This is a genomic window from Lapillicoccus sp. (assembly GCF_046595215.1).
Classification (GTDB): domain Bacteria; phylum Actinomycetota; class Actinomycetes; order Actinomycetales; family Dermatophilaceae; genus Lapillicoccus.
In genome coordinates this window covers 1-24,614 of the sequence record NZ_JBKJPP010000110.1, presented here as the reverse complement: position 1 = coordinate 24,614, position 24,614 = coordinate 1, and the positions used below count along the sequence as shown (strand labels likewise).

General features: G+C 69.9%; 17 protein-coding genes. 9 read left to right on the top strand and 8 right to left on the bottom strand.

Going from position 1 to position 24,614, the window contains the following annotated elements; genetic code table 11:
* Nucleotides 1–27 precede the first annotated feature (27 nt).
* A complete protein-coding gene (gene uvrA, locus ACLL9L_RS08845) occupies nucleotides 28–3,207 on the bottom strand; it encodes an excinuclease ABC subunit UvrA (protein ID WP_411284304.1) in 3,180 nt (1,059 codons plus the stop codon).
* A 111-nt stretch (nucleotides 3,208–3,318) separates the two neighbouring features.
* Here uvrA and ACLL9L_RS08840 point away from each other — a divergent pair, with 111 nt between their 5' ends.
* The 4 genes from ACLL9L_RS08840 to ACLL9L_RS08825 all read left to right on the top strand — a co-directional run bounded on the left by ACLL9L_RS08840 (nucleotide 3,319) and on the right by ACLL9L_RS08825 (nucleotide 8,059).
* Entirely contained in the window at nucleotides 3,319–5,073 is a 1,755-nt protein-coding gene (locus ACLL9L_RS08840; protein ID WP_411284303.1) for a glycoside hydrolase family 15 protein, read from the top strand.
* A complete protein-coding gene (locus ACLL9L_RS08835) occupies nucleotides 5,070–5,774 on the top strand; it encodes a maleylpyruvate isomerase family mycothiol-dependent enzyme (protein ID WP_411284275.1) in 705 nt (234 codons plus the stop codon). Before ACLL9L_RS08840 ends, ACLL9L_RS08835 begins: the two co-directional genes overlap by 4 nt.
* A gap of 1 nt (nucleotide 5,775) precedes the next feature.
* Complete coding sequence (locus ACLL9L_RS08830; protein ID WP_411284274.1) at nucleotides 5,776–6,435, top strand: MBL fold metallo-hydrolase; 660 nt, start codon at nucleotides 5,776–5,778, stop codon at nucleotides 6,433–6,435.
* A gap of 88 nt (nucleotides 6,436–6,523) precedes the next feature.
* The gene (locus ACLL9L_RS08825; protein ID WP_411284273.1) at nucleotides 6,524–8,059 is read left to right on the top strand and encodes a glycosyltransferase family 4 protein; all 1,536 of its coding nucleotides are present in this window, start codon (nucleotides 6,524–6,526) and stop codon (nucleotides 8,057–8,059) included.
* 4 nt (nucleotides 8,060–8,063) lie between these two features.
* Here the strand turns inward: ACLL9L_RS08825 and ACLL9L_RS08820 are convergent, their stop codons facing one another.
* Nucleotides 8,064–8,858 (bottom strand): serine hydrolase, encoded by a 795-nt coding sequence (locus ACLL9L_RS08820; protein ID WP_411284272.1) that lies wholly within the window; start codon nucleotides 8,856–8,858, stop codon nucleotides 8,064–8,066.
* Nucleotides 8,859–8,923: 65 nt separating this feature from the next.
* Between ACLL9L_RS08820 and ACLL9L_RS08815 the strand changes: the two genes are divergently transcribed.
* Together ACLL9L_RS08815 and ACLL9L_RS08810 are read left to right on the top strand one after the other, a co-directional pair.
* Complete coding sequence (locus ACLL9L_RS08815) at nucleotides 8,924–9,685, top strand: NlpC/P60 family protein (RefSeq protein ID WP_411284302.1); 762 nt, start codon at nucleotides 8,924–8,926, stop codon at nucleotides 9,683–9,685.
* A 212-nt stretch (nucleotides 9,686–9,897) separates the two neighbouring features.
* Nucleotides 9,898–10,923, top strand: coding sequence for a TerC family protein (locus ACLL9L_RS08810; protein WP_411284271.1), 1,026 nt, complete (start codon nucleotides 9,898–9,900; stop codon nucleotides 10,921–10,923).
* A gap of 26 nt (nucleotides 10,924–10,949) precedes the next feature.
* On the opposite strand, the gene ACLL9L_RS08805 is transcribed toward ACLL9L_RS08810, so the two are convergent.
* From ACLL9L_RS08805 to coaE, 3 genes are all read right to left on the bottom strand, one after another.
* On the bottom strand, nucleotides 10,950–11,825 hold the full coding sequence (locus ACLL9L_RS08805) for an EamA family transporter (protein WP_411284301.1): 876 nt from the start codon (nucleotides 11,823–11,825) through the stop codon (nucleotides 10,950–10,952).
* Between the two features lie 92 nt (nucleotides 11,826–11,917).
* Complete coding sequence (gene uvrB, locus ACLL9L_RS08800; protein ID WP_411284270.1) at nucleotides 11,918–14,032, bottom strand: excinuclease ABC subunit UvrB; 2,115 nt, start codon at nucleotides 14,030–14,032, stop codon at nucleotides 11,918–11,920.
* 29 nt (nucleotides 14,033–14,061) lie between these two features.
* Nucleotides 14,062–15,300 carry a dephospho-CoA kinase gene (gene coaE, locus ACLL9L_RS08795; protein ID WP_411284269.1) on the bottom strand — a complete coding sequence of 413 codons (1,239 nt, stop codon included), beginning with the start codon at nucleotides 15,298–15,300 and terminating at the stop codon, nucleotides 14,062–14,064.
* Between the two features lie 135 nt (nucleotides 15,301–15,435).
* Here coaE and ACLL9L_RS08790 point away from each other — a divergent pair, with 135 nt between their 5' ends.
* Together ACLL9L_RS08790 and ACLL9L_RS08785 are read left to right on the top strand one after the other, a co-directional pair.
* On the top strand, nucleotides 15,436–17,505 hold the full coding sequence (locus ACLL9L_RS08790; protein ID WP_411284268.1) for a M64 family metallopeptidase: 2,070 nt from the start codon (nucleotides 15,436–15,438) through the stop codon (nucleotides 17,503–17,505).
* Nucleotides 17,506–17,516: 11 nt separating this feature from the next.
* Nucleotides 17,517–18,233, top strand: coding sequence for a hypothetical protein (locus ACLL9L_RS08785; RefSeq protein WP_411284267.1), 717 nt, complete (start codon nucleotides 17,517–17,519; stop codon nucleotides 18,231–18,233).
* A gap of 367 nt (nucleotides 18,234–18,600) precedes the next feature.
* Here the strand turns inward: ACLL9L_RS08785 and rpsA are convergent, their stop codons facing one another.
* On the bottom strand, nucleotides 18,601–20,103 hold the full coding sequence (gene rpsA / locus ACLL9L_RS08780; protein WP_411284266.1) for a 30S ribosomal protein S1: 1,503 nt from the start codon (nucleotides 20,101–20,103) through the stop codon (nucleotides 18,601–18,603).
* A 187-nt stretch (nucleotides 20,104–20,290) separates the two neighbouring features.
* Here rpsA and ACLL9L_RS08775 point away from each other — a divergent pair, with 187 nt between their 5' ends.
* On the top strand, nucleotides 20,291–21,094 hold the full coding sequence (locus ACLL9L_RS08775; protein ID WP_411284300.1) for a class I SAM-dependent methyltransferase: 804 nt from the start codon (nucleotides 20,291–20,293) through the stop codon (nucleotides 21,092–21,094).
* Here the strand turns inward: ACLL9L_RS08775 and ACLL9L_RS08770 are convergent.
* Both ACLL9L_RS08770 and polA read right to left on the bottom strand, forming a co-directional pair.
* A complete protein-coding gene (locus ACLL9L_RS08770) occupies nucleotides 21,035–21,757 on the bottom strand; it encodes a GNAT family N-acetyltransferase (RefSeq protein ID WP_411284265.1) in 723 nt (240 codons plus the stop codon). The two genes, ACLL9L_RS08775 and ACLL9L_RS08770, sit on opposite strands and share 60 nt — an antisense overlap.
* 9 nt (nucleotides 21,758–21,766) lie before the next feature.
* On the bottom strand, nucleotides 21,767–24,439 hold the full coding sequence (gene polA / locus ACLL9L_RS08765; protein ID WP_411284264.1) for a DNA polymerase I: 2,673 nt from the start codon (nucleotides 24,437–24,439) through the stop codon (nucleotides 21,767–21,769).
* Between the last annotated feature and the right edge of the window lie 175 nt (nucleotides 24,440–24,614).

Below are 24,614 nucleotides of genomic sequence, written 5' to 3'. Positions count from 1 at the left end.
CCTGCTGTCCGCCGCCGGACGGCAGGGTCAGGCCGACTTCCTCGATCTCGCCTTCTGCGGGGTCGTCGCGGACGTGCGCGACGTCGACGTGCCGGTCTTAGAGGTCGCGGCCGCAGCGGTCTTGGCGGCGCGCTTGACCGGCGCCCGGTCGGCCTTGGTGGTCTCCGCCTTGGCGGTCGACGTCGCTCGTGGGGCCGCCCTTGCCGCGACCTTCTGGGCGGGCCGGCTCTTCGCGGCACCCTTCCGCCCTGAGACGCCGGCCCCGCTCACGCTCGGACGAGCCGACGGGCCGACGCTGGCGCCCTTCGCGAGGACCGGCGCCAGGAACTGCCCGGTGTAGGAGTCGCCCACTGCGGCCACGTCCTCCGGGGTGCCCTCCGCGAGCACCTGGCCCCCGCGCTTGCCGCCCTCGGGACCGAGGTCGATGATCCAGTCCGCGCTCTTGATCACGTCGAGGTTGTGCTCGATGACGATGACCGAGTTGCCCTTGTCGACCAGGCCCTGAAGCACCTCGAGGAGCTTGCGGATGTCCTCGAAATGCAGGCCGGTCGTCGGCTCGTCGAGCACGTAGATCGTCCGTCCCGTCGAGCGCTTCTGCAGCTCGGTGGCGAGCTTGACCCGTTGGGCCTCCCCACCGGAGAGCGTCGGCGCGGGCTGGCCGAGACGGACGTAGCCGAGGCCCACGTCGTTGAGCGTGCGCAGGTGGCGGGCAATCGCCGGGACCGCCGCGAAGAAGTCCGCTGCCTCCTCTATCGGCATGTCGAGGACGTCGGAGATCGTCTTGCCCTTGAAGTGGACCTCGAGCGTCTCGCGGTTGTAGCGGGCGCCGTGGCAGACCTCGCATGGGACGTAGACGTCCGGCAGGAAGTTCATCTCGATCTTGATCGTGCCGTCGCCGGAGCAGTTGTCGCACCGACCGCCCTTGACGTTGAAGGAGAACCGGCCGGGAAGGTATCCGCGCACCTTGGCCTCGGTCGTCTCCGCGAAGAGCTTGCGCATGTTGTCGAAGACCCCCGTGTAGGTGGCCGGGTTGGACCGCGGGGTGCGCCCGATCGGGCCCTGGTCGACGTGGACGACCTTGTCGAGGTGCTCGAGGCCGGTCACCGTCTTGTGCCGGCCCGGGACGTGCCGGGCGCCGTTCAGCTTGTTGGCCAGGACGTTGTAGAGGATGTCGTTGACGAGGGTCGACTTGCCGGAGCCGGAGACGCCCGTGACCGCGACGAGGTTGCCCAGCGGGAAGGAGACCGCCACGTCGTCGAGGTTGTTCTCGCGCGCCCCGACGACGCTGACCGCGCGGCCGTCCTGCGGACGGCGCTCGGCGGGGATGGCGATCTCGCGGCGGCCGGACAGGTATTGCCCGGTGATCGAGTCGGGGTGGTCGAGCAGTCCCTGCACTGTGCCGCTGTGGACGACCTCGCCGCCGTGTTCCCCGGCGCCCGGGCCGATGTCGACGACCCAGTCGGACGCGGCGATGGTGTCCTCGTCGTGCTCGACGACGATGAGCGTGTTGCCGAGGTCCCGCAGCCGGGTCAGCGTCTCGATGAGGCGGTGGTTGTCGCGCTGGTGGAGCCCGATGGACGGCTCGTCCAGCACGTAGAGCACGCCCACGAGGCCCGATCCGATCTGGGTGGCGAGCCGGATCCGCTGGGCCTCACCCCCGGAGAGGGTGCCGGCGGGACGGTCGAGGGAGAGGTAGTCGAGCCCGACGTCGAGGAGGAAGCCGAGGCGGGCCTCGATCTCCTTGATGACCCGCTCGGCGATCTGGCGCTCCCGCGTCGAGAAGTCCACGGTCGCGAGGAACTGCGCGCACTCGTTGATCGCCAGGGCGCAGATCTCGGAGATGTTCTTGCCGCCGACGTGGACGGCGAGGATCTCCGGCCTGAGGCGGGCGCCAAGGCACTGTGGGCACGGCACCTCGCGCATGTAGCCCTCGTAGCGCTCCCGGCTCCACTCGGAGTCGGTCTCGCCGTGGCGGCGCCGCACGAACGGCACGACGCCCTCGAATCCCGTGGTGTAGGAACGGTCCCGGCCGTAACGGTTGCGGTACTTCACGTGCACCTTGTAGTGCTGGCCGTGGAGCAGCGCCTCCGTGGCCCGGGCGGGCAGGGACTTCCACGGCGCGTCCATCGAGAACTTCAGGTCATCCGAGAGGGCGCTGATGACGCGCTGGAAGTACTCCGCCGACCCGGACCCCTGCGACCACGGCGCGATGGCGCCCTGGTTGATCGACAGGTCGTCGTCGGGGATGAGCAGCTCGGGGTCGACCTCGAGCTCGGTGCCGATGCCGGTGCACTTGGTGCAGGCGCCGAAGGGTGAGTTGAAGGAGAACGACCGGGGCTCGATCTCGTCGATGGAGATCGGGTGGTCGTTGGGGCAGGCCATCTTCTCGGAGAAGCGCCGTTCCGACACCGCGTCGGGTTCGCCCGGGTCGACGTCGACGAAGTCGATCAGGACAACACCGTTCGCGAGCTTCAGCGCGGTCTCGACGGAGTCCGTGAGGCGACGCTTCGCGCCCCTGTCGTCACCCTTGGCGACGAGCCGGTCGACGACGACCTCGATGGTGTGCTTGATCTGCTTCTCGAGCCTGGGCGGCTCCGCGAGGGAGATCACCTCGCCGTCGACGCGGGCCCGGGAGAACCCCTTGGTCTGCAGCTCGGCGAAGAGGTCGACGAACTCCCCCTTGCGTGCCTGGACGACGGGCGCGAGCACCTGGAACCGGGTGCGGTCGGGCAGCTCGAGGAGCCGGTCGACGATCTGCTGCGGCGACTGTCGGGTGATGGCCTCACCACAGACGGGGCAGTGCGGTCGTCCGGCCCGGGCGAAGAGCAGGCGCAGGTAGTCGTAGACCTCCGTGATCGTCCCCACCGTCGAGCGCGGGTTGCGGTTGGTCGACTTCTGGTCGATCGACACGGCCGGTGACAGGCCCTCGATGAAGTCGACGTCCGGCTTGTCCATCTGCCCGAGGAACTGGCGTGCATAGGCCGACAGCGACTCGACGTAGCGGCGCTGGCCCTCCGCGAAGATCGTGTCGAACGCCAGCGACGACTTCCCCGACCCCGAGAGCCCGGTGAAGCAGATGAGGCTGTCGCGGGGCAGCTCGACCGAGATGTCCTTGAGGTTGTGCTCGCGGGCACCGCGGACGACGAGCGAGTCGTGCGCGTGTCGAGAGGGGGTGCGGGGGGACGCAGAAGTCACGCTGGCAACCATAAGTCCGACCACCGACAACCCTTCAATCGCCACCGAGCGGGCACGGCATACGCTCTGGGGGTGCCCGAGCACCTGCCCACCCCCATCGAGGACTACGCCGTCATCGGTGACATGCAGACCTGCGCCCTGGTCAGCCTCGGCGGGTCGGTCGACTGGCTGTGCCTGCCCCGCTTCGACTCGCCCTCGTCGTTCACCGCCATCCTCGGCACCCCCGACAACGGCCGGTGGCTCCTCGGGCCGCGTGACCCGGCCCGCACGAGCCGGCGCTACGTCGGGGACACCTTCATCCTCGAGACGACCCACGAGACCGCGACCGGCGTGGTCCGGGTCATCGACACGATGCCGACCGGCGACGACCGGGCCGACATCGTGCGCTGCGTCGTCGGGGTGAGCGGCACCGTGACCATGGAGCACGAGTGGGTGGTGCGGTTCGGCTACGGGAAGATCAAGCCGTGGGTCAGCCGCCAGACCGGCCCCGGCGGCAAGGGCGACCACCTCATCACCGCCGTCGCCGGACCGGACCTGCTCGTCCTGCGCGGCACCCGCCTCCCGAAGGCCTCCGACGGGCGGCACTGTGACCAGTTCGACGTTTCCGAGGGGCAGACGCTGACCTTCACCACGACGTGGATCCCCTCGCACCTGCCCGTCCCGACCGCCCTCGACGTCGAGACGACGATGGCCATCACGAAGACGCAGTGGCAGGAGTGGACCGACCGGTGCCCCTCCGACGGGCCCTATCGCGACGTCGTCGCCCGCTCGTTACTCGTCCTGCGCCTGCTCACCCACAGCGGCACGGGTGGGATCGTCGCGGCGCCGACGACGAGCCTGCCCGAGGACCTCGGGGGTGGCCGCAACTGGGACTACCGATACTGCTGGCTCCGGGACGCCTCCCTGACCCTGCAGGCGCTGCTCGTCTCCGGCTTCCTCGACGAGACGAAGCTGTGGCGGGAGTGGCTGATCCGTGCCGTCGGCGGGGACCCCGAGGACCTGCAGATCATGTATGCCGTGGACGGTGGCCGCGAGCTGCCCGAGCGGGAGCTGGACCACCTGGCCGGATATGCCGGGTCCCGGCCGGTCCGGGTCGGCAACGGCGCCGTCGAACAGCGCCAGACCGACGTCCTCGGCGAGGTGATGATGGCCCTCGCCCAGGGCCGGCATCTCGGCCTCGAGGAGTCCGACCGGTCCTGGAAGATCCAGCGCGCCCTGGTCGACGACCTCGGGAAACACTGGGACGACCCGGACAACGGGCTGTGGGAGATCCGTGGCCCCCTCCGGCACTTCACCCACTCGCGCGTCATGGTGTGGGCCGCCTTCGACCGCGCGATCTCCGGGGTCGAGGACCACGGGCTGCACGGGCCGGTCGAGAAGTGGCGACGGCTGCGGGACAGGGTGCACGCGGAGGTCCTCGAGAAGGGCTTCGACGCCGGGCGCAACACCTTCACCCAGCACTACGACACGACCGAGGTCGACGCGTCGCTGCTTCTCATCCCGATCAGCGGCTTCCTCCCGCCGGACGACCCGCGGGTGCTCGGGACGATCGCGGCGATCGAGGCCGACCTCATGCGAGACGGGTTCCTCCTGCGTTACCGCACCGCAAGCGGCGTCGACGGGCTCACCGGCGACGAGAACCCGTTCCTCGCCTGCTCCTTCTGGCTCGTGCAGGCCTACGCCCTCGCGGGGATGCGGGACAAGGCCACGGCGCTCATGGACCGGCTCGTGGCCCTCGCCAACGACGTCGGCCTGCTCGCCGAGGAGTACGACCCGCACGAACGGCGAATGGTCGGCAACTTCCCGCAGGCGTTCTCCCACCTCACCCTCATCGGTGCCGCCCACGCGCTCGCCGGGATCGATACGGTGAAGGGGTGAACGACACCCCCCCATCCTTCAGCGACGACCTCGCGGCCGTCGAGGTGCAGACGACGCTCCTGCTCGAGACGACGAGGAGCCTCCACCCCGGCTCCGTCCACCACCCGAGCCTCTGTCCGGGGTGGACGCGCGGCCACGTCCTCACCCACGTCGCCCGCAACGCCGACGCCATGGTCAACCTCGTGACGGCCGTGACGACCGGCCAGCAGATCCCGATGTATGCCAGTCCGGAGGCCCGGGACGGCGACATCGAGGTCGGCGCGGGTCGGTCGATGAGCGAGCAGCTGGCCGACGTGGAGGCCAGCGCGGGGCGGTGGGGCCGGATCTCCTCGTCCCTGGGCGAGGCACACGCGGGCGTGAGGGTCGAGGGCCGTGGTGGGGTGATGCTCCGCGGCGGCTACCTGCCCTTCATGCGGTTGCGCGAGGTCGTCCTCCACCACGTCGACCTCGACGCCGGTTTCGGTTTCGCCCGGGTCGACACCGCGGTGACCACCCGCCTGCTCGACGATGCCGTGCACCGGCTGCGCAACAACCCGACGACCCCGTCGATGACGATCCGCACCGACGAGGGCGACTCCTGGTCCATCGGGGACGGCCGGCCGACCGTCTCGGGTTCGCGCACCGCCGTCCTCGGCTGGCTGACCCGCGGCCTCACCGACGGCGTCGCGGGCGATCTCCCCACTCTCCCCTTTGGAGGCTGACATGTATGCCGGTGACGTCACCCCTGGTGGCCCGTCCGACGTCCGGGAGCTCGCGGCGCTGACGATCCGCAAGTGCAGCGTCGGCTCGATGGACAACAACGCCTATCTGTTGACGTCCACGGCAACCGGGGCCCAGCTGCTCATCGACGCAGCCGCAGATGCTCCCCGGCTGACGGCGCTGCTGTCGGAGGGCACCGGGTCGCTCGACCTGGTGGTCACGACCCACCAGCACCACGACCACGTCCAGGCACTCGCGGAGGTGGTCGCGGCCACCGGTGCACGCACGGCGGCGGGGGCCGAGGACGCCGACGCGCTCCCGGTGCCGGTCGACGACCGGTTGGCCCAGGGTGACCGGGTGCGCTTCGGGGACATCACCCTCGACGTCCTGCACCTGCGAGGTCACACGCCGGGGTCCGTCGCGCTGGCCTACGCCGACCCCGGAGGCCACACCCACCTCTTCACCGGCGACTCGCTCTTCCCCGGGGGCGTCGGCAACACCAAGAGTGCCGGCCAGGACTTCGACGCGCTGATCGCGGACGTGAGCGACCGGGTCTTCGACGTCTACGACGACCAGACGTGGGTCTATCCCGGACACGGGGGCGACACGACGCTCGGCGCCGAGCGCCCGCACCTGCCGAAGTGGCGGGCCCGCGGCTGGTGACCGGCCCGCACGCCCGTCCGGGACCGCTTCGCCAGTCGGGACTCGTCGTGGTCGAGGAGGTCGCGCGGTTGCTGCGATCATCTCCTGTGTGTCAGCCGCCCAGAGCCCCCACGTCGTCATGGCCCTGCAGTTCTGGCCGCGCGGGGGCTCGGCGCAGGTGGTGCGCTACCTCGTCCCCGAGATCGTCGCCGCGGGCTGGCCGGTCTCGCTCGTCACGGGCTCGCTGGGTGGACCGGGGGCGGACGGGTATGCACCCGAGTTCTTCGCGCCACTGCCGGTGACCGCGGTCGACTACACCCCGGCGATGGACGCGTGGCAGGCCGGGGGTGACCCCTTCTCGGTGCCGGTCCCGCTGCACCCGTCGTTCGAGGATCGCGCCGGGGCTCCGGACCGCGTCTTCGCGAGTGTGGACGACGACGACTTCGAGCGCCAGGTCGCCGCCTGGTCCGAGGCACTGGTCGACGGTGGGCTGGACACGGCGACCGTGGCTCATCTGCACCACCTGACGCCGATCAACGAGGCCGTGCACCGACGGAGACCGGACCTGCCGGTGATCGTGTCGCTGCACGGCACGGAGCTGAACATGCTCGAGGCGATCATGGGTGGCGGCGACGATGGTGGCGGCCCGGGCTGGCCTCATGCGCAGGCGTGGGCGGCCCGGCTGCGTGCGTGGGCCACCCGGGCAGACCGCCTGCTGGTGGATTCTCCGACGGACCGGGAGAGGGCGCTCGCGGTCTTCGACGTCCCCGCCGAGCGGTTGGTCATCGAGGCGCCAGGAGTCGACCAGGAGCGCTTCCGTCCTGGCCATCGGACCGCGCCGGAGCGCATGGAGCTGCTGCGCACCTGGCTGGTCACCGACCCGCGCGGTTGGGACGAGTCGGGGGTGGTCGGCTCCGTCCGCTACACGCCGCAACAGCTGACCACGTTCGCAGACCCGGACCAGCCCGTGCTGATCTTCGTCGGCCGTTTCACCACCCCGAAGCGGCTCCCGCTGCTGCTGCGCGCGTATGCCAGGGCGCGGCGCGAGCACGGGGTGCGCGCTCCGCTGCTGGTGTGGGGCGGCTTCCCCGGGGAGTGGGAAGGTGCGCATCCGGTCTCCGTCGTGCGAGACGAGGGCATCGACGGGGTGTTCTTCACCGGCTGGCGCGGCCACGACGAGCTGCCGACCGGCCTGGGTTGTGCGGACGTCTTCGTGTCGCCCTCGGTCGGCGAGGCGTTCGGCCAGGTCTTCGTCGAGGCGATGGCCTGCGGCCTCCCCGTGGTGGCTGCTGCGTCGGGCGGCCCGCTGTCCTTCGTCAACGACGTCGAAGGTGAGCCGAACGGCTGGCTGGTGCGCCCCGACGACGAGGTGGCCCTGGCCGCGGCCCTTGCGGACGCGACGGCGGGTCCGGCGGCAGCCGCCGAGCGGGTCGCTCGCGCCGCCAACGCCCTGGCGCAGGTCCGGGCCCGCTTCTCCTGGGCCACCGCGGCACGGGACGTCGTCGAGCACTACGAACAGGTCAGTGCGCCTGCCGCTCATGAGGTGGCCCGCCGGGCAACAGGATCCCTCGTCGGTGTCCCGGCTCACTCACCGACAGCGGACACCCCGTCCACCGGCGAGACCTCTTGTCTCGAAGAGGCCTGAGGCCTCAGAGCAGGCCAGCGACGATCTCGCCGATCGTCGCGAAGGTCGGGAGCACGCTCGTCCCGCGGTCCACGCCATCTCTTGCAAGGTCTGTCGCGAGCGCGGCGGCGACGACCCACCGGTCCTGGCGCTCGAACAGCGCGACGTCACCCCGGACGCCGACGATCTCCCCCGTCTTCGACGCCACCGAGATGTCCTCGGTCAGATAGGCAGGAAGACCCTCGCGGAACTGCTGGGTGCGCAGGATGTCCAGGGCCGCCAGCGTGGTCGAGGGCCCGAGCAGCCGCCCCTGACGTAGGGCGACGAGGAGCGCAACGAGGTCGGCGGCGCAGGTCTCGTTCTGCAGGCCGCGCTGCGCCGCGGCGACGTCCATCATCCGGCGCTGCAGCCGGGTGCTGGCGGTCGGGACCGACGCCAGCAGCTCGGTCAGCGGGTCCTCGCCGAGCAGGTCGATGACGACGTTGGTCGCGTCGTTGTCACTGAGCGAGATCATCAGCGTGAGCAGCTCACCGAGCGGCAGGCCCGTCACCGAGGGCAGCAGGGACAAGGGGCCCGACCCGCCGACCCGCTCGGAAGGGAGCGCGACGGAGGTCGCGAGAGCCAGTCGACCCTCCTCGACCTGCTTGAGGGCGGCGAGGAGGATGGGGACCTTGATCGTGCTGGCCGACGGCACCACCCGGTGGGCGTCGCTCGACCAGCTCCACCCCCCACCGGTGGTGACCGCGACGCCGAGCCGGCCGGGTGCCTGCTCCACCACGGACTGCAGCCGTGTCGCGACGGCCAGCCTGTCCGCATCCATCCGTGCAGTATCACCGACGCGCCGCGCCGCCCCCGGGTCGTGTGAGGATGTCGGTCGTGAGAACGATGCGCGTCAACGTCCCCGTCACCACTGTGTGGATCAGTCCGGGCTCACCGCGCCCCATCGACGCCCCGGCGCTGTCCGACACGCCTGACCCGGCTGCCTGGCTCGCGGCCCTCGACGAGCACCCCGACGACAGCGAGGACGGCGACGGCCGTCTCGCGCTCCACGGTCGGGTCCACACCCAGCTGCTGGCCGGCGAGCCGGTCCTGATCATCTCCGTGCGGGCCGGCGACCCCGACTGGGTCGAGGTGGTCTGCCCGTGGCAGCCGAGCGAGTCCGACCCGCGCGGATATCCCGGCTGGGTGCGCCGCGCCCACCTCATCAACGACGACAGCCGCGGCCACGGTCGGGGGCCCGAGGACGAGTCGTGGGCGCTCAGCTCCGAGGAGGCGGAGCAGCCCGTCGTCTCCCTGGCTCGTCAGCACCTCGGGCTCGCCTACCTCTGGGGAGGGACGTCGGCGCTCGGTCTCGACTGCTCGGGACTCGTCCACCTCGTCCATCGTGAGCTGGGCGAGATCGTCCCTCGTGACGGCCACGACCAGCAGCTGGTCGCACGAGAGGTCGACCTCGAGGACGTCCAGCCCGGCGACCTCTACTTCTTCGCCCATCCCGGGCAGACGGCCCACCACGTCGGGATCGTCACCGGGCGCGGCTGCATGATCCACGCCCCCGAGACGGGACGGCGCATCGTGGAGGAGCCGCTGAGCGCCGCCCGGCTCGACACCCTCAGCGGGGCCGGGCGACTCACCCGGGCCCCTGGGTAGCCACTGCGGGGCGGGCCGGCCTTAAAGGGAATGCCGCCGCCTGTGCGATGCTTGACCCTGAACACGGAGGGGAGTATCCCCGACAAGCGGTTTCCTCGTCAGCACGGCACGTCGACCTCGGGGTCGGTCGGGCCCGGGGTGCCGGTCCGCCCCAGGGCGGGAGAGACCTCCGGCCACTGCTTGTTGCACTGTGCCCGGAAGGCTTTGAACCTGTGGATGTCTCTCCCGTTGTCTGGTGGACCACCATCGGCCTGCTCACCGTCTTCCTCGTCGTCGACATCGTCGTCATCGGTCGACGACCACACGTCCCCACCCTGCGAGAGTGCGCCTGGAACCTGGCGCTCTACGTCGGCCTCGCCGTCATCTTCGGTCTCGGTGTCTGGAAGTTCGCCGGTGGCCAGTATGCCGGTGAGTACTTTGCGGGGTGGCTGACGGAGTACTCGCTCTCGATCGACAACCTCTTCGTCTTCCTCCTGATCATGGCGAAGTTCCGGGTCCCCGAGCGCCTCCAGCAGTCGGCGCTGCTCATCGGCATCGTCATCGCGATCATCCTGCGGGGCATCTTCATCGCGCTGGGGGCGGCGGTCATCAACGAGTACGCCTGGGTGTTCTACGTCTTCGGCGCCTTCCTCATCTACACAGCCGTCAAGCTCTCCCGCGAGGGCAACGACGACGAGGAGTTCGAGGAGAACCGCTTCCTCATGTGGGTCGAGCGGCGTCTGCCCGCCACGACGGAGTTCCGCGGGGCGCACCTCACGACCGTCGAGGCCGGCAAGCGGCTGATCACGCCGATGTTCATCGTCATCCTCGCGCTGGGGACGACCGACCTGCTCTTCGCGCTCGACTCCATCCCGGCGATCTACGGCCTGACGAAGGAGCCCTACCTCGTCCTGACGGCCAACATCTTCGCGCTGATGGGCCTGCGCCAGCTCTACTTCCTGATCGGCGGCCTGCTCAAGAAGCTGGTCTACCTCAGCGTCGGCCTCGCCGTCCTGCTCGCCTTCATCGGCGTCAAGCTCGTCCTGCACGCCCTGCACGAGAACAACCTGCCGTTCCTCAACGACGGCCAGCCGCTGCCGGTCTGGGAGGTCCCGATCTCCGTGTCACTCGGCGCGATCGTCGGCATCCTCACGGTCACCACGGTGGCGAGCCTGATGAAGTCGAGCCGTGACCGCAAGGACGTCCGCGAGGAGGAGCGGATGGTCGCTGCGAGCGAGCAGGACAACCCGCTGCTCTGAGCGTTCGTCAGGTGCTCGAGCCCTCGTCAGGTGCTCGCCGCCTCGGCCGGGTCAGCCCGCTCCCGTCCACCCATGACGAGGGCGCTGGCCCCCACGACGAACGCCATGCCCAGCAGCTGCCACCCGGTCAGGCGTTGGTGCAGCACGAGGAGCCCGGCCAGGGCAGCGACGGCGGGCTCGAGGCTGAGCATGATGCCGAAGACCTGCGCGCTGAGTCGGCGCAGGGCCAGCAGCTCGAGGGAGTAGGGCAGCACCGAGGACAGCACGGCGATGCCGAGGCCCTTGAGCAGCACCTCCCCCGTCCACTGGCCCACCGAGCCCAGGCCGAAGGGGGCGACGAGGACCGTGGAGACGACCATCGCCAGCGCCAGTCCGTCCAGCTGGGAGAAGGCCGCCCCGGTGCGGGCGGAGAGGACGATGTATGCCGCCCAGCAGGCCCCCGCGGTCGCGGCCAGCCCCAGCCCGAGCAGGTCGAGGTCGGCGAACGGCATGCTGAGGGCCCGGGAGATGAGCAGCACGCCGACGGCCGCCCCGACGACGGCGGCCGCGTCCTTGCCGCGCCGCGAGAGCACCGCCGTGAGGGTGAGCGGTCCGATGAACTCGATCGTGACGGCCACCCCGATGGGCAGCCGGGCCAGCGACGCGTAGAACGCCCAGTTCATGCAGCCGAGCGCGAGCCCGAAGAGCAGCACCGTCGTCCAGTCACCCCGGCTGTGGCCGCGCACCGTCGGGCGGACCACGGCGAGGAGGATGACCGTGCCGATGGCCAGCCGGAGGGTGACCGAGCCGGCCGCGCCGATCGTCGGGACGAGGGTCGCAGCCAGCGCACCACCGAACTGGACGGAGAGCACCGCGAACAGCACGAGCACTGGCGCAGGCACGCGGGCCGCGCCGAACGGCATACGCTCCCCCACCGGCTCTGCACCCCCTGGCCCTGCATCGCCTGACCCTGCTGCCCCCACTGACCCTGCTGCCCTCGCGTCGTCGGCCGAGCTCACGAGATGGCACGGTTCATCTGGCGCAGCTCCTTCTTCAGGTCGCCGAGCTCGTCGCGCAACCTCGCCGCGAGCTCGAAGTGCAGCTCCGTGGCCGCCTGGTGCATCTGCGTCGTGAGCTCCTGGATGAGGTTGGCGAGGTCGGAGGCGGGCATCCCCTCGGCCCGGTTGCCGGCGGCGACCCCGACGTCGGCGGCCATGGCGCCGCGGCCGCCGCCGCCCTTGGCCGTCTTGCCCCGGGACTGGGCCCGGCCGCTGCCGAGCAGGGCCTCGGTGTCGGCGTCCTCGCGGTTCAGCAGGTCGGTGATGTCGGCGATCTTGCGGCGCAACGGCTGCGGGTCGACGCCGCGCTCGAGGTTGTAGGCGACCTGCTTCTCGCGGCGGCGGGACGTCTCGTCGAGGGCCTGTCGCATCGAGGGGGTGATCTTGTCGGCATACATGTGGACCTGCCCGCTGACGTTGCGCGCGGCGCGGCCGATGGTCTGGATCAGGCTGCGGGCCGAGCGGAGGAAGCCCTCCTTGTCGGCGTCGAGGATGCTGACGAGCGACACCTCGGGCAGGTCCAGCCCCTCGCGCAGGAGGTTGATGCCGATGAGGACGTCATACTCCCCCAGCCGCAGCTCGCGCAGCAGCTCGACCCGGCGCAGCGTGTCGATGTCGGAGTGGAGGTAGCGGACCCGGACGCCCTTGTCGAGGAGGTAGTCGGTGAGGTCCTCGGCCATCTTCTTGGTCAAGGTGGTGACCAGGACCCGCTCGTTCCTGTCCGCCCGGAGGTTGATCTCGTGGAGCAGGTCGTCGATCTGGCCCTTGGTCGGCTTGAGGACGATCTCGGGGTCGATCAGCCCGGTCGGGCGGATGATCTGCTCGACTGCTACGCCGGATTTCGCCGTCTCGTAGGTGCCCGGCGTCGCCGAGAGGTAGAGGGTCTGGCCGATCCGCTCGAGGAACTCCTCCCACATCAGCGGCCGGTTGTCCGTCGCGCTCGGCAGCCGGAAGCCGTGGTCGACCAGCATCCGCTTGCGGGACATGTCGCCCTCGTACATCGCCCCGATCTGGGGCACCGTCTGGTGCGACTCGTCGATGACGAGGAGGAAGTCCTCGGGGAAGTAGTCGATGAGACAGCTCGGGGCGGTCCCCGCGGCCCGGCCGTCGATGTGGCGGGAGTAGTTCTCGATGCCGCTGCAGGAGCCGACCTGGCGCATCATCTCGATGTCGTAGGTCGTGCGCATCCGCAGCCGCTGGGCCTCGAGCAGCTTGCCCTGCTGCTCCAGCTCGGCCAGGCGGTCGACCAGCTCCAGCTCGATCCCGATGATGGCCCGCTCCATCCGCTCGGGACCGGCGACGTAGTGGGTCGCGGGGAAGACGTACATCTCGTCCTCCTCACGCACCACCTCACCGGTGAGCGGGTGGAGGGTGTAGATCCGTTCGACCTCGTCACCGAAGAACTCGATGCGGATCGCGAGCTCCTCGTATACCGGGATGATCTCCACCGTGTCCCCGCGCACCCGGAAGGTGCCGCGGGTGAACGCGAGGTCGTTCCGGGTGTATTGCATCTGGACGAACTGGCGCAGCAGGTCGTCGCGCCTGATCTCCTGGCCGACCCGCAGCTGGACCATCCGGTCGACGTACTCCTGCGGGGTGCCGAGCCCGTAGATGCAGGACACCGAGGCGACGACGATGACGTCCCGCCGGGTCAGCAGCGACTGGGTCGCGCTGTGTCGCAGCCGCTCCACCTCCTCGTTGATCGAGGAGTCCTTCTCGATGTAGGTGTCCGTCTGCGGGATGTAGGCCTCGGGCTGGTAGTAGTCGTAGTAGGAGACGAAGTACTCCACCGCGTTGTTGGGCAGCAGCTCGCGGAACTCGTTGGCCAGCTGGGCGGCGAGCGTCTTGTTCGGCGCCATGACCAGGGTCGGGCGCTGGACCTGCTCGATCACCCACGCCGTCGTCGCCGACTTGCCGGTGCCCGTCGCGCCGAGCAGGACGGTGTCCTGCTCGCCGGCCTTGATCCGGCGGGCGATCTCGGCGATGGCCGTCGGCTGGTCGCCGCTCGGGGTGAACTCCGAGACCACCTCGAAGGGGGCCACGGTGCGCTTGATGTCGGTGGTGGGACGCATGGGTCAACCGTAAGCCCCACCACCGACAGCTAGCCGGGCCAGCCGTCGTGGTGGGCCCCGCCCGGCGCCCGCCAACCGGACTGCTGGGCCCAGGCCAGGGCCCGGGGGTATGCCTCGGCGAACCACGGCTCCTTGGCCGCGGCATACGCGGTGGTTGACTCGACGACGCCGAGCAGGCGCCGCTTCGCCGCGGCATACGCCGCTAGTTCGTCCTCCTCGGCTCGCAGCCAGTCACGGAAGAGCAACGCGAACTCCCAACCACCAGAACCGAGCTCGCGGACATGGAGGTGAGCCACCCGGCCCGGATCCGTCGACGCATGGAACCGCTTCTGCCAGTCCGCTGCGTCGGTTCGCGGCGGGTGGGCGTGGTCCTGGAGGTTCTCAGGGACGCGGAGGAAGCCCCGCTGCTCCAGGGCCTGGACGAAGCTCGGGTCGTCGGCGTCGGCGAGGTGTCGGACGGTGACCTGGAGGTCGATGACGTCCTTGGCGATGAGGTCCGGCACGCTGGTCGACCCGATGTGGTCGACGGACAGGACGGCGCCCGGGGGCAGGGCGCCCAGCGCGTCCTCGATCCGGGCGACGAGGCGCGCTGCCTGGGCCGGCCACGTCGGGTCGGGCTCGACCACCGCGACCTGGTCGGGGCGTCGGCTGCGGGTGCCCGTGACCAGGTTCACGTTGAAGGGCACGAGGCGGGTCCCCCAGAGCCGGCGGACCTGCCCCAGGGTCGCCTCTCGCGGACCGTTGTTGTCGACCCAGATGTCGGCCGCCGCGCGGCGCTCGGCGTCGCTCGCCTGGGCGGCCATCCGGTGACGGGCGTCCTCCTCACGCAGCCCGCGTTGCCCGACGAGCCGGCGCAGGCGGACCTCCTCGTCCGCGCCCACCACGAGCGTGAGGTGCTCGTGCGGCCAGAGGCGTCGCTCGACGAGAAGCGGCATGTCGTAGACGGTGATGGTGCCGGGGTCGATCCCCGCTCGCAGCAGGGCGACCCGTGAGCTGATCGCCGGCCCGGTGATCGCGTTGAGGTCGGCGAGGGCACCGGGGTCCGGGAACACGACCGCTGCGAGACCAGCCCGGTCGAGGGACCCGTCGGCACGGACCAGGTGCTCGCCGAATCGCGCTGCGACGGCCGCCAGGGTGGGGGTTCCGGGCTCGACGACCTCGCGGGCCACCTGGTCGGCGTCGATGACCACGGCGCCCAGCTCGGCGAGCAGGTCGGCAACGGTTGACTTGCCGGAGCCGATCCCTCCGGTGAGTCCGACGGTGAGCACGCGGCCAGCGTAGTCGGCTGAACAGCCTCACGTATCAGGGGGATCCACCGACCCCTCCTCCCCGCTAGAGCCACAGGCACCCGTGCGACCCGCACGTGTCACCGCCTTGGGCACCCGGGACGGAAGGGGCCACTCATGGCCGACAGCGTCACTCGCCTCCGCGCCGCTGGACCAGCGGGGACCAAGAAGAACCTCGTCATCCTCGGCGACGGGTTCACGGCCGCCGACCAGGCGGCATACAACACCTGGGTCGACACGACGGTGATGCAGGGCGTGTTCGCCCACGACTACTTCCTCGAGGACGCGTCGGCCTGGAACATCTACCGCGTCAACCTCGAGTCGGTGGACTCGGGTGTGAGCACGAGGACCTACGACCTGCACGGCACCCCCGACGACGCGAGCGACGACACCATCGCCTCGCAGACGACCCGCAACACCCCGCTGAACATGATCTTCAACGGGTCCTGGGCGCACTGCTGGCTCGACTACGGCGCCAACACCGACACGTTGATCACGACCGCCCTCGACACCTGGGTGCCCGACCACGACTTCGTCCTCGTCGTCCTCAACAACCCCGGCTTCGGCGGGTGTGGCGGCGGGGGGCGGGCCCACGTGCCGATGGGCGTGGGGTGGGAGACCATCGCCCACGAGTTCGGGCACGGTCTCGGCAGCCTTGGGGACGAGTACTCCGTCACGGGAGCGTGGGGCGGTGGCGGCGAGCCGGTCAATCTCACGGCCGACGGCAACCGGGCGACGACGAAGTGGCGCCAGTTCATCGCGCCGACGACCCCGGTCCCGACCGGCGTCGGCTCAGGGGCGAGCTGGAACCAGGGCCCCCGGCCCTCGACGTGGGACAGCAACACCGACGTCGGGCTCTTCGAGGGCGGTGGCACGGTCAACACCGGTGTCTACCGGCCGGTCGAGGACTGCCGGATGAAGAGCAACAGCCCCGCCTACTGCCCGGTCTGCTACACCTCGTTCAAGCAGCAGTACGACCACAACACCGGCCACGACTTCCTGCACTGCGTGCCCGGGAGGTTCTCCGGCAACGACCGCAGCGACCTGCTCGTCCACGCGGACAACTCGATTCAGATCTTCCGTTCGAACGGCTCGCAGCTCGACCACTCCTCCAGTGCCGTGGAGCGGATCCCGGGATCCTGGCAGTTCAAACCCCACGACCAGTTCTTCGTGGGTGACTTCAACGGGGACGGTGTCGACGAGGTGGCCGTCTTCAACGGTGTCGACTGGGCCATCCCCTATCTCGGGCTGCTCGTCGGTGACGGGTCGGGTGGGCTGCGGCTCGTGGCCCGCTACGACGGGGACATCCCCGGCTGGGGCGGGTTCGCGCGGGGGGACCACTTCCTCGTGGCGGACTTCAACGGGGACGGCCGGGACGACCTCGTCGTCTGGAACGGTGACGACTGGTCGATGACGTATGTGGCGATGCTCCGCAGCACGGGCAGCGGCTTCACCATGAGCCGCCGGTTCGACGGGGACATCCCCGGGTGGGGCGGGCTCGCGCGGCACGACCAGTTCTTCGTGGCGGACCTCGGCGGCGACGGCAAGGACGACCTCGTCATCCTCAACGGTATGGATTGGTCGATGACCTACCTCGGGCTCTTCCGGTCCACCGGCTCGACCTACTCGATGACGGCCCGCTTCGACGGGGACATCACCGGTTGGGGCGGACTGGCCGGCCACGACCAGGTCCTGGTCGGTGACTTCGACGGCGACGGCCGGGACGACCTGTTCATCTTCAACGGAGACGACTGGTCGATGTCCTACCTCGGGATGTTCCGCTCGACGGGGTCAAGCCTGTCCATGGTGGCCCGCTACGACGGCGACGTCCCCGGATGGGGCGGTCTGGCCCGGCACGACCGCTTCTTCCCCGCCGACATCTCCGGCGACGGGCGCACCGACCTGTTCGCCTACAACGCCGACGACTGGTCCGAGGAGTATCTCGGGCGGATGATCTCGACCGGGACCGGGCTGCAGGCGAGCTTCACCGGCGACTGGGTCGGTGAGTGGAACCTCGGACCGCAGGACCGCTTCGAGGTGGCCAACCTCGGCGGCGGCACGGGGGAGCCCAACCTCTACGTGCACAACAAGGACTGGTTCGGCATCATCACGGGACGGCGTTCGTTGTCCCTCCAACGCATCCACTTCCGCTGGATCCACAACTACCGCTTCGGCCGGAACTGGTGAAGGGACACATCATGAGCGACGACAACGCCAGGGGGACCAAGCCCGGGCGCGACGAACCGGTGGAGCCTGGCACGTCCAGCGGGCCGACGAAGACCGACCGGATGCCGCAGCCCGGGAGGTCGGACCGGATCAAGGCCGAGGTCAAGGAGGCCCGCGCGGCCGCAGGCTCGAGCCGGCCACCGAGACGTGGCTACGACGACCAGGTGCCGTCGCAGGTCGAGGAGCGGATCCGACCCGGGAGCGAGGCGCCCGAGGCCTACGTGCGGCTGCGCGTGAGGGTGACCCGGGGAGGGCTGACGGTCACCGACGCCCACCTCGTCGACGGGCCGCTCAGCCAGGGGAGCGTGTTCAACGGCGACTACGCCTACGAGATCACCCTCGGCGACCGGCTCATCCACGCGGCGTCGCTGGCGGACCTCGGCGCGCGGCGCTCATTCGCCCATCCGGACGGGCCGCCGGCCGAACGAGCGCACCACGTCGAGGAGCGCTCGACCTACGACTTCACGGCCAGGATCCCGGCCGAGGAGGTCACGCCCGACACCGTCGGCGCGATCTCGCTCACCCTGCACCGGGTCAAGGGCACCGCCCCGGCCCGTCGGCTGACCGACCAGCCGCTCGCCGTGCAGTATGCCGAAGAGCTGCGCCCCGTCGTCGGGCTCGTCGGGCTGCCCGAGTGGACGGTGCCAGCAGCTCTCGTCGACAGCGGCAAGGTGACACCGACCAGCTGAGCCACCTGCAGCGGCACCAGGTCAGGTCAGAGGGTCACAGGTCGCCCGGACCCCCAGCGCGAGACAGACCAAGACGACCGCGGCCCAGACCGCGAGGGATCCACCCCACCGCTGCCCCGGCCACCGTCTCGCCCGGTTCCGCTATCGATCGGCGCGCGATCGCGGACGCCGCGCAAGCCAGCACCAGGCAACCGGTCAGCTGGGCGACGACTGCGAGCAGGATGCCAGACTGGCTGTCGACCTCCGCTGGCCCTATGGTTCCGCGATCGAGGCACAGCACGCGGGAAGGCCCGGACCAGTCGGTCCGGGCCTTCCTGGTGAGGTCAGCGACCCACGGCGGTGGGTGCCGGTCACGGCATACGGCGAATCAGTTGCCGGTGAGCTTCTCACGCAGGGCGGCGAGCGCCTCGTCGGACGCCAGCGTGCCCTCGGCAGCGACCACCGGTCGCGCCGCCGGACGCTCGGTGCCCTCCTCGGGGGCGACGTCGCCGGTGGCCGAGGAGTACGACGTGCTGTCGCCCCCGCCAGCAGCAGCCTCGGCGTCGGCCTTGGCCGCCGACTCGACCTGCGCCTTGTGCGCCTCCCAGCGGGTGTGGGCCTCGGCGTACTGCTTCTCCCACTTCTCGCGCTGCGTCTCGAAGCCCTCGAGCCACTCGTTGGTCTCCGGGTCGAAGCCTTCGGGGTACTTGTAGTTCCCCTCGTCGTCGTACTCGGCGGCCATCCCGTAGAGCGTCGGGTCGAACTCCGCGGCCGTGGAGCCCTCGTCGTTGGCCTGCTTGAGCGACAGCGAGATCCGGCGACGCTCGAGGTCGATGTCGATGACCTTGACGAAGATCTCGTCGCCGACGTTGACGACCTGCTCCGGCAGCTCCACGTGGCGCTCGGCCAGCTCGGAGATGTGGACCAGGCCCTCGATGCCGTCGTCGACGCGCACGAAGGCACCGAAGGGAACGAGTTTGGTGACCTTGCCCGGGACGACCTGGCCAATCGCGTGGGTCCGCGCGAAGTGCTGCCACGGGTCCTCCTGCGTCGCCTTCAGCGACAGGGAGACGCGCTCGCGGTCCATGTCGACGTCGAGCACCTCGACGGTGACCTCGGTGCCGACCTCGACGACCTCGGACGGGTGGTCGATGTGCTTCCAGGACAGCTCGGAGACGTGCACGAGACCGTCGACACCGCCAAGGTCGACGAACGCACCGAAGTTGACGATGCTGCTGACGACCCCTGACCGGACCTGCCCCTTCTGGAGCTCCTTGAGGAAGGTGGTGCGCACCTCGGACTGCGTCTGCTCGAGCCAGGCCCGACGCGACAGGACCACGTTGTTGCGGTTCTTGTCGAGCTCGATGATCTTGGCCTCGATCTCCTTGCCGACGTAGGGCTGGAGGTCGCGGACCCGGCGCATCTCCACGAGGGAGGCGGGGAGGAAGCCGCGCAGGCCGATGTCGAGGATGAGCCCACCCTTGACGACCTCGATGACGGTGCCGGTGACGACGCCGTCCTCCTCCTTGATCTTCTCGATCGTGCCCCAGGCGCGCTCGTACTGAGCCCGCTTCTTGGACAGGATCAGCCGACCTTCCTTGTCCTCCTTCTGGAGGACGAGGGCCTCGACCTCGTCGCCGACCTTGACGACCTCAGAGGGGTCGACGTCGTGCTTGATGGAGAGCTCGCGCGAGGGGATGACACCCTCGGTCTTGTAGCCGATGTCGAGCAGGACCTCGTCCCGGTCGACCTTGACAATGACACCTTCGACGATGTCTCCGTCATTGAAATCCTTGATCGTCGCGTCGATTGCGGCGAGCAGGTCTTCCTCAGAGCCAATGTCGTTGATGGCAACCTGAGGGGCGGTCTTCTCGACCGTGCTGGCAGTCATGTAGGAGGAACTCCGATGGTGGACAAGTGGATAGGCACAAACTATGGGCGCACACACGCGTATGCACCCTCAGCCTACCCGTGCGGTCCGGACCCGGTCAAAGCCGCCGCCACGCGAGAGACTGTATGCCGTGAGCACGCCTGAGACCCCCACCTCCCCCGCCGCGGCCCTTACCATCGCCGAGGTCGTGGCCGGCACCGTGGCCCGGCGCGCCGCCGATCAGGACGAGACGGTGGAGGCGAACCGGTCGTGGTGGGACGGACAGGCGGACGAGTACTACCTCGAGCACGGGGGCTTCCTCGGCGACGCCGACTTCATCTGGGGCCCGGAGGGTCTTCGCGAGGCTGACGCGAGGCTGCTCGGCGACGTCAGCGGCGCCCGGATCCTCGAGATCGGGGCCGGTGCGGCCCAGTGCTCGCGCTGGCTCGCGAGCCAGGACGTCCGGATCGTCGCCTCCGACCTGTCCTTCGGCATGCTCAGACAGGGCCTCGAGCTCAACCACAGGGTGAGTGATCCGAGCGGGCGGGTGCCCCTCGTGCAGGTGGACGGCCTCGCCCTGCCCTTCGCCGACGAGAGCTTCGATGTCGTCTTCACGGCATACGGCGTCGTCCCCTTCGTCGCCGACTCGGCGCTCGTCATGCACGAGGCGTCCCGGGTGCTGCGGCCCGGGGGGCGCTTCGTCTTCTCGACCACCCATCCCCTGCGCTGGGCACTGCCCGACGACCCGGGCGAGGGAGGTCTGCGGGTGATCCAGTCCTACTTCGACCGCACGCCCTACGTCGAGCAGGACGAGACGGGCCGCGCGACCTACGTCGAGCACCACCGCACGATCGGGGACCGGGTGCGTGAGCTCGCCGCCGCGGGCCTGCGGGTCATCGACGTCGTCGAACCGGAGTGGCCCGAGACCAACACCGCGACCTGGGGCGGGTGGTCACCGCTGCGGGGCAGGCTCATCCCCGGCACGGCGATCTTCGTCGCCGAGAAGCCGTAGCCACCGCGTCGAGACCGGCCACCCTTGGGAGCCGCACTTCCCGGTGGAGGTATATCCGAGCGCTAGACGTCTCGGATATACCTCCACTGATGAAGTCGGGGGGCGGGAAGGCATCGCCCCCCGAATCCGGTGGAGCACGTGACGTCGGAGGCGATCACCCTCCGGCAGTCGGGGGTGGTCGAAGTCGTCAGCCGGGTCGCGGGTCATCCCCAACCGCTCCATCACGGCCCGGCTCGCCAGGTTGCCCATGAACGTCCACGACAGGACTTCATCGAGTCCGAGCGGGCCGAAGGCGACGTCGAGGGCGGCGCTGGCCGCCTCGGTGGCGAACCCCTGCCCCCACGCGGCCCGGGCCAGCCGCCAGCCGATCTCGGTGCACGGCGTGAAGGCTGTCTCGAACGTCGGCCGCGCCAACCCGACGAACCCGATGAACTCGTGGGTGTCACGGACCTCGACAGCCCAGAGGCCGTAGCCATCTGCGTCGATCCGGGCCGTGAGGCGATCGACCATCGCGTCGGACTCCGCTCGGGTCAGAGGCGCCGGAAAGTGTTCCATGACAACGGGATCCGCGTTGAGCGCGGCAAACTGCTCCCGGTCGGTGTCTCGCCACTGCCGCAGGACCAGCCGCGGCGTCACCGGTTCGATGAGCCTGATGCGAGCCACGACCGGCGCTCAGTGCGCGGCGTCGTGCCAGGACCGGCCGACGCCGACGCTGACGTCGAGTGGCACGTCCATCTTGACGGCGTGGCCCATCTCGTGTCGGACGAGCTTCTCCACGTCGTCCCGTTCGCCCGGCGCGATCTCGAGGACCAGCTCGTCGTGCACCTGCAGGAGCATCCGGGACTGCGCGCCGGCGGCGGCAAGTCCCGAGTCGACCTTGAGCATGGCGACCTTCATGATGTCGGCCGCGGAGCCCTGGATCGGCGCGTTGAGCGCCATCCGCTCGGCCATCTCGCGGCGCTGCCGGTTGTCCGACGTCAGGTCGGGCAGGTAGCGGCGCCGGCCGAGCATGGTCGCGGTGTAGCCGGTGCTGCGCGCCTCGGCGACGAGCTCGTGCAGGTAGTCGCGCACGCCGCCGAACCGCTGGAAGTAGACGTCCATGAGGTCCTTGGCCTCGCCCGTGCTGATGGACAGCTGTTTGGAGAGGCCGAACGCCGAGAGCCCGTAGGCCAGCCCGTAGGACATCGCCTTGATCTTCGACCGCATCGCCGAGGTGACGTCGTCGACTCCGACGGCGAAGACCTTCGACCCGACGAAGCTGTGCAGGTCCTCGCCGGTCCGGAACGCGGCGGTGAGCCCCTCGTCACCGGACAGGTGGGCCATGACCCGCATCTCGATCTGGCTGTAGTCGACCGACATCAGCGACTCGAACCCCCGCCCGACGACGAACATCTCGCGGATGCGGCGGCCCTCCTCGGTGCGGATCGGGACGTTCTGGAGGTTGGGGTCGGTCGAGCTGAGGCGGCCGGTCGCGGCGATCGTCTGGATGTAGGTCGTGTGGATCCGCCCGTCCTCGGCAACCGACTTGAGCAGGCCCTCGACGGTGACCCGCAGCCGCGCTGCGTCCCGGAAGGCCAGGAGCTGGTTGAGGAAGGGCACATCGACCTTGGTGCCGAGGTCGTTGAGCGCGTCGGCGTCGGTGGTGTAGCCGGTCTTGGTCCGCTTGGTCTTCGGCAGCTTGAGGCGCTCGAAGAGCACCTCCTGCAGCTGCTTCGGCGAGCCGAGGTTGACCGACTCGTCGCCGATGGAGTCCCACGCCGCCTGCTGGGCGTTGGCCACCTGTCCGTCGAAGTCGGTGAACAGGGCCTCCAGCGCCTCGACGTCGACGGCGATGCCGGCGCGCTCCATCCGGGCGAGCACCTCGACGAGCGGCAGCTCGACGTCGCGCAGCAGCGCGGTGCCGTCGGTCCGAGCGAGCTCGCCGTCCAGCGCGTCGGACAGCGCGAGGACCGCCCTGGCGACGACCATCGCCTCGCCGGCCGCCCGGTCGCCCTCCCCCTCGAAGTCGAGCATCCCCTGGCCGTGCCTGTCGGTGTCGTTCTTCAGCTCGCGGCGCAGCATCCGCAGGGCAAGGTCGCCGAGGTCGTAGGAACGCTGGTCCGGCTTGACGAGGTAGGCGGCGAGCGCGGTGTCACTCGTCAGCCCGGCGAGGGTCCAGCCACGGGCCGCGAGCGCCTGCGACGGCCCCTTGGAGTCGTGCAGGACCTTCGCCCGGTCGGGGTCGGCGAGCCAGCTGGCAATCGCCTGCTCGGCCGGCTCGTCGAGGTCGGTCACCTCGAGGTATGCCGCGTGGCCGTCTGCCGCGGCAACGGCCAGGGCCCGCACGTCGCCGGTGCCACGGGCCCACTGGCCGACGACCGAGACCCCGACGCGCTCACCCACACGGGTGTGCTCGGCGAACCAGCCGGGCACCTCGGTGCTCGTGAGGACGTCGCCGTCGACGTCGAAGCCGGACTCGGCCTCCACCGTCACCGCCTCCAGGGTTGCGAAGAGCCGCTCGCGCAGCACCCGGAACTCCAGCCCGTCGAAGACGGTGTGGACCTCCTCGCGGTCCCAGGTCTGGCGCTCGAGGTCCCCGACCTCCAGCGGGAGGTCCATGTCGCGGATCAGCTGGTTGAGTCGCCGGTTGCGCAGGACGCCGTCAAGGTGCTGGCGCAGCGACTCCCCGGCCTTGCCACCGATCTTGTCGACGTTCGCGACGATGCCCGGCAGGTCGGCATACAGGCCGATCCACTTCGCGGCGGTCTTGGGCCCGACCCCGGGGACTCCCGGCAGGTTGTCGGAGGACTCCCCGACGAGGGCGGCCAGGTCGCTGTAGCGCTCCGGCAGCACGCCGTACTTGGCCTCGACAGCCGCCGGGGTCAGCCGGGTCAGCTCCGAGACGCCCTTGACGGGGTAGAGGAGCGTGACCTTGTCGGTGACGAGCTGGATCGCGTCGCGGTCGCCCGAGCAGATGAGGACCTCGACGTCCTGCGCGGTCGCCATCGTGGTCAGCGTCGCGATGATGTCGTCGGCCTCGTAGCCCTCCGACTCGACGTAACGGATCCTCAGCGCATCGAGCACCTCGTGAAGGAGCGAGACCTGGCCCTTGAACTCGTCCGGCGTCGCCGTGCGCCCGGCCTTGTACTCGGGGTACTCCTCCACCCGGAAGGTCTGGCGCGAGATGTCGAAGGCGACCGCCAGGTGGGTCGGCTCCTCGTCCCGCAGCAGGTTGATCAGCATCGAGGTGAAGCCGTAGACGGCGTTGGTGTGCTGGCCCGTCTTCGTCGAGAAGTTCTCGGCCGGGAGCGCGAAGAAGGCACGGTAGGCCAGCGAATGTCCGTCGAGCAGAAGGAGGCGACTCACGTGGTGCAGCCTAGATGAGTGATTCCTGGTGTGACTAGTGTGACTGGTGTGACTGGTGTGGCGTGTGTGATTTTTGTGGCTCTCCTGACGTCGCATTCCAGGTGACCGTCGATGACGTGTTGAAGCGCCACCCCGACCGGGTGCCGCCGCGGCCACCGGGCGGGTTCGCGCCGCG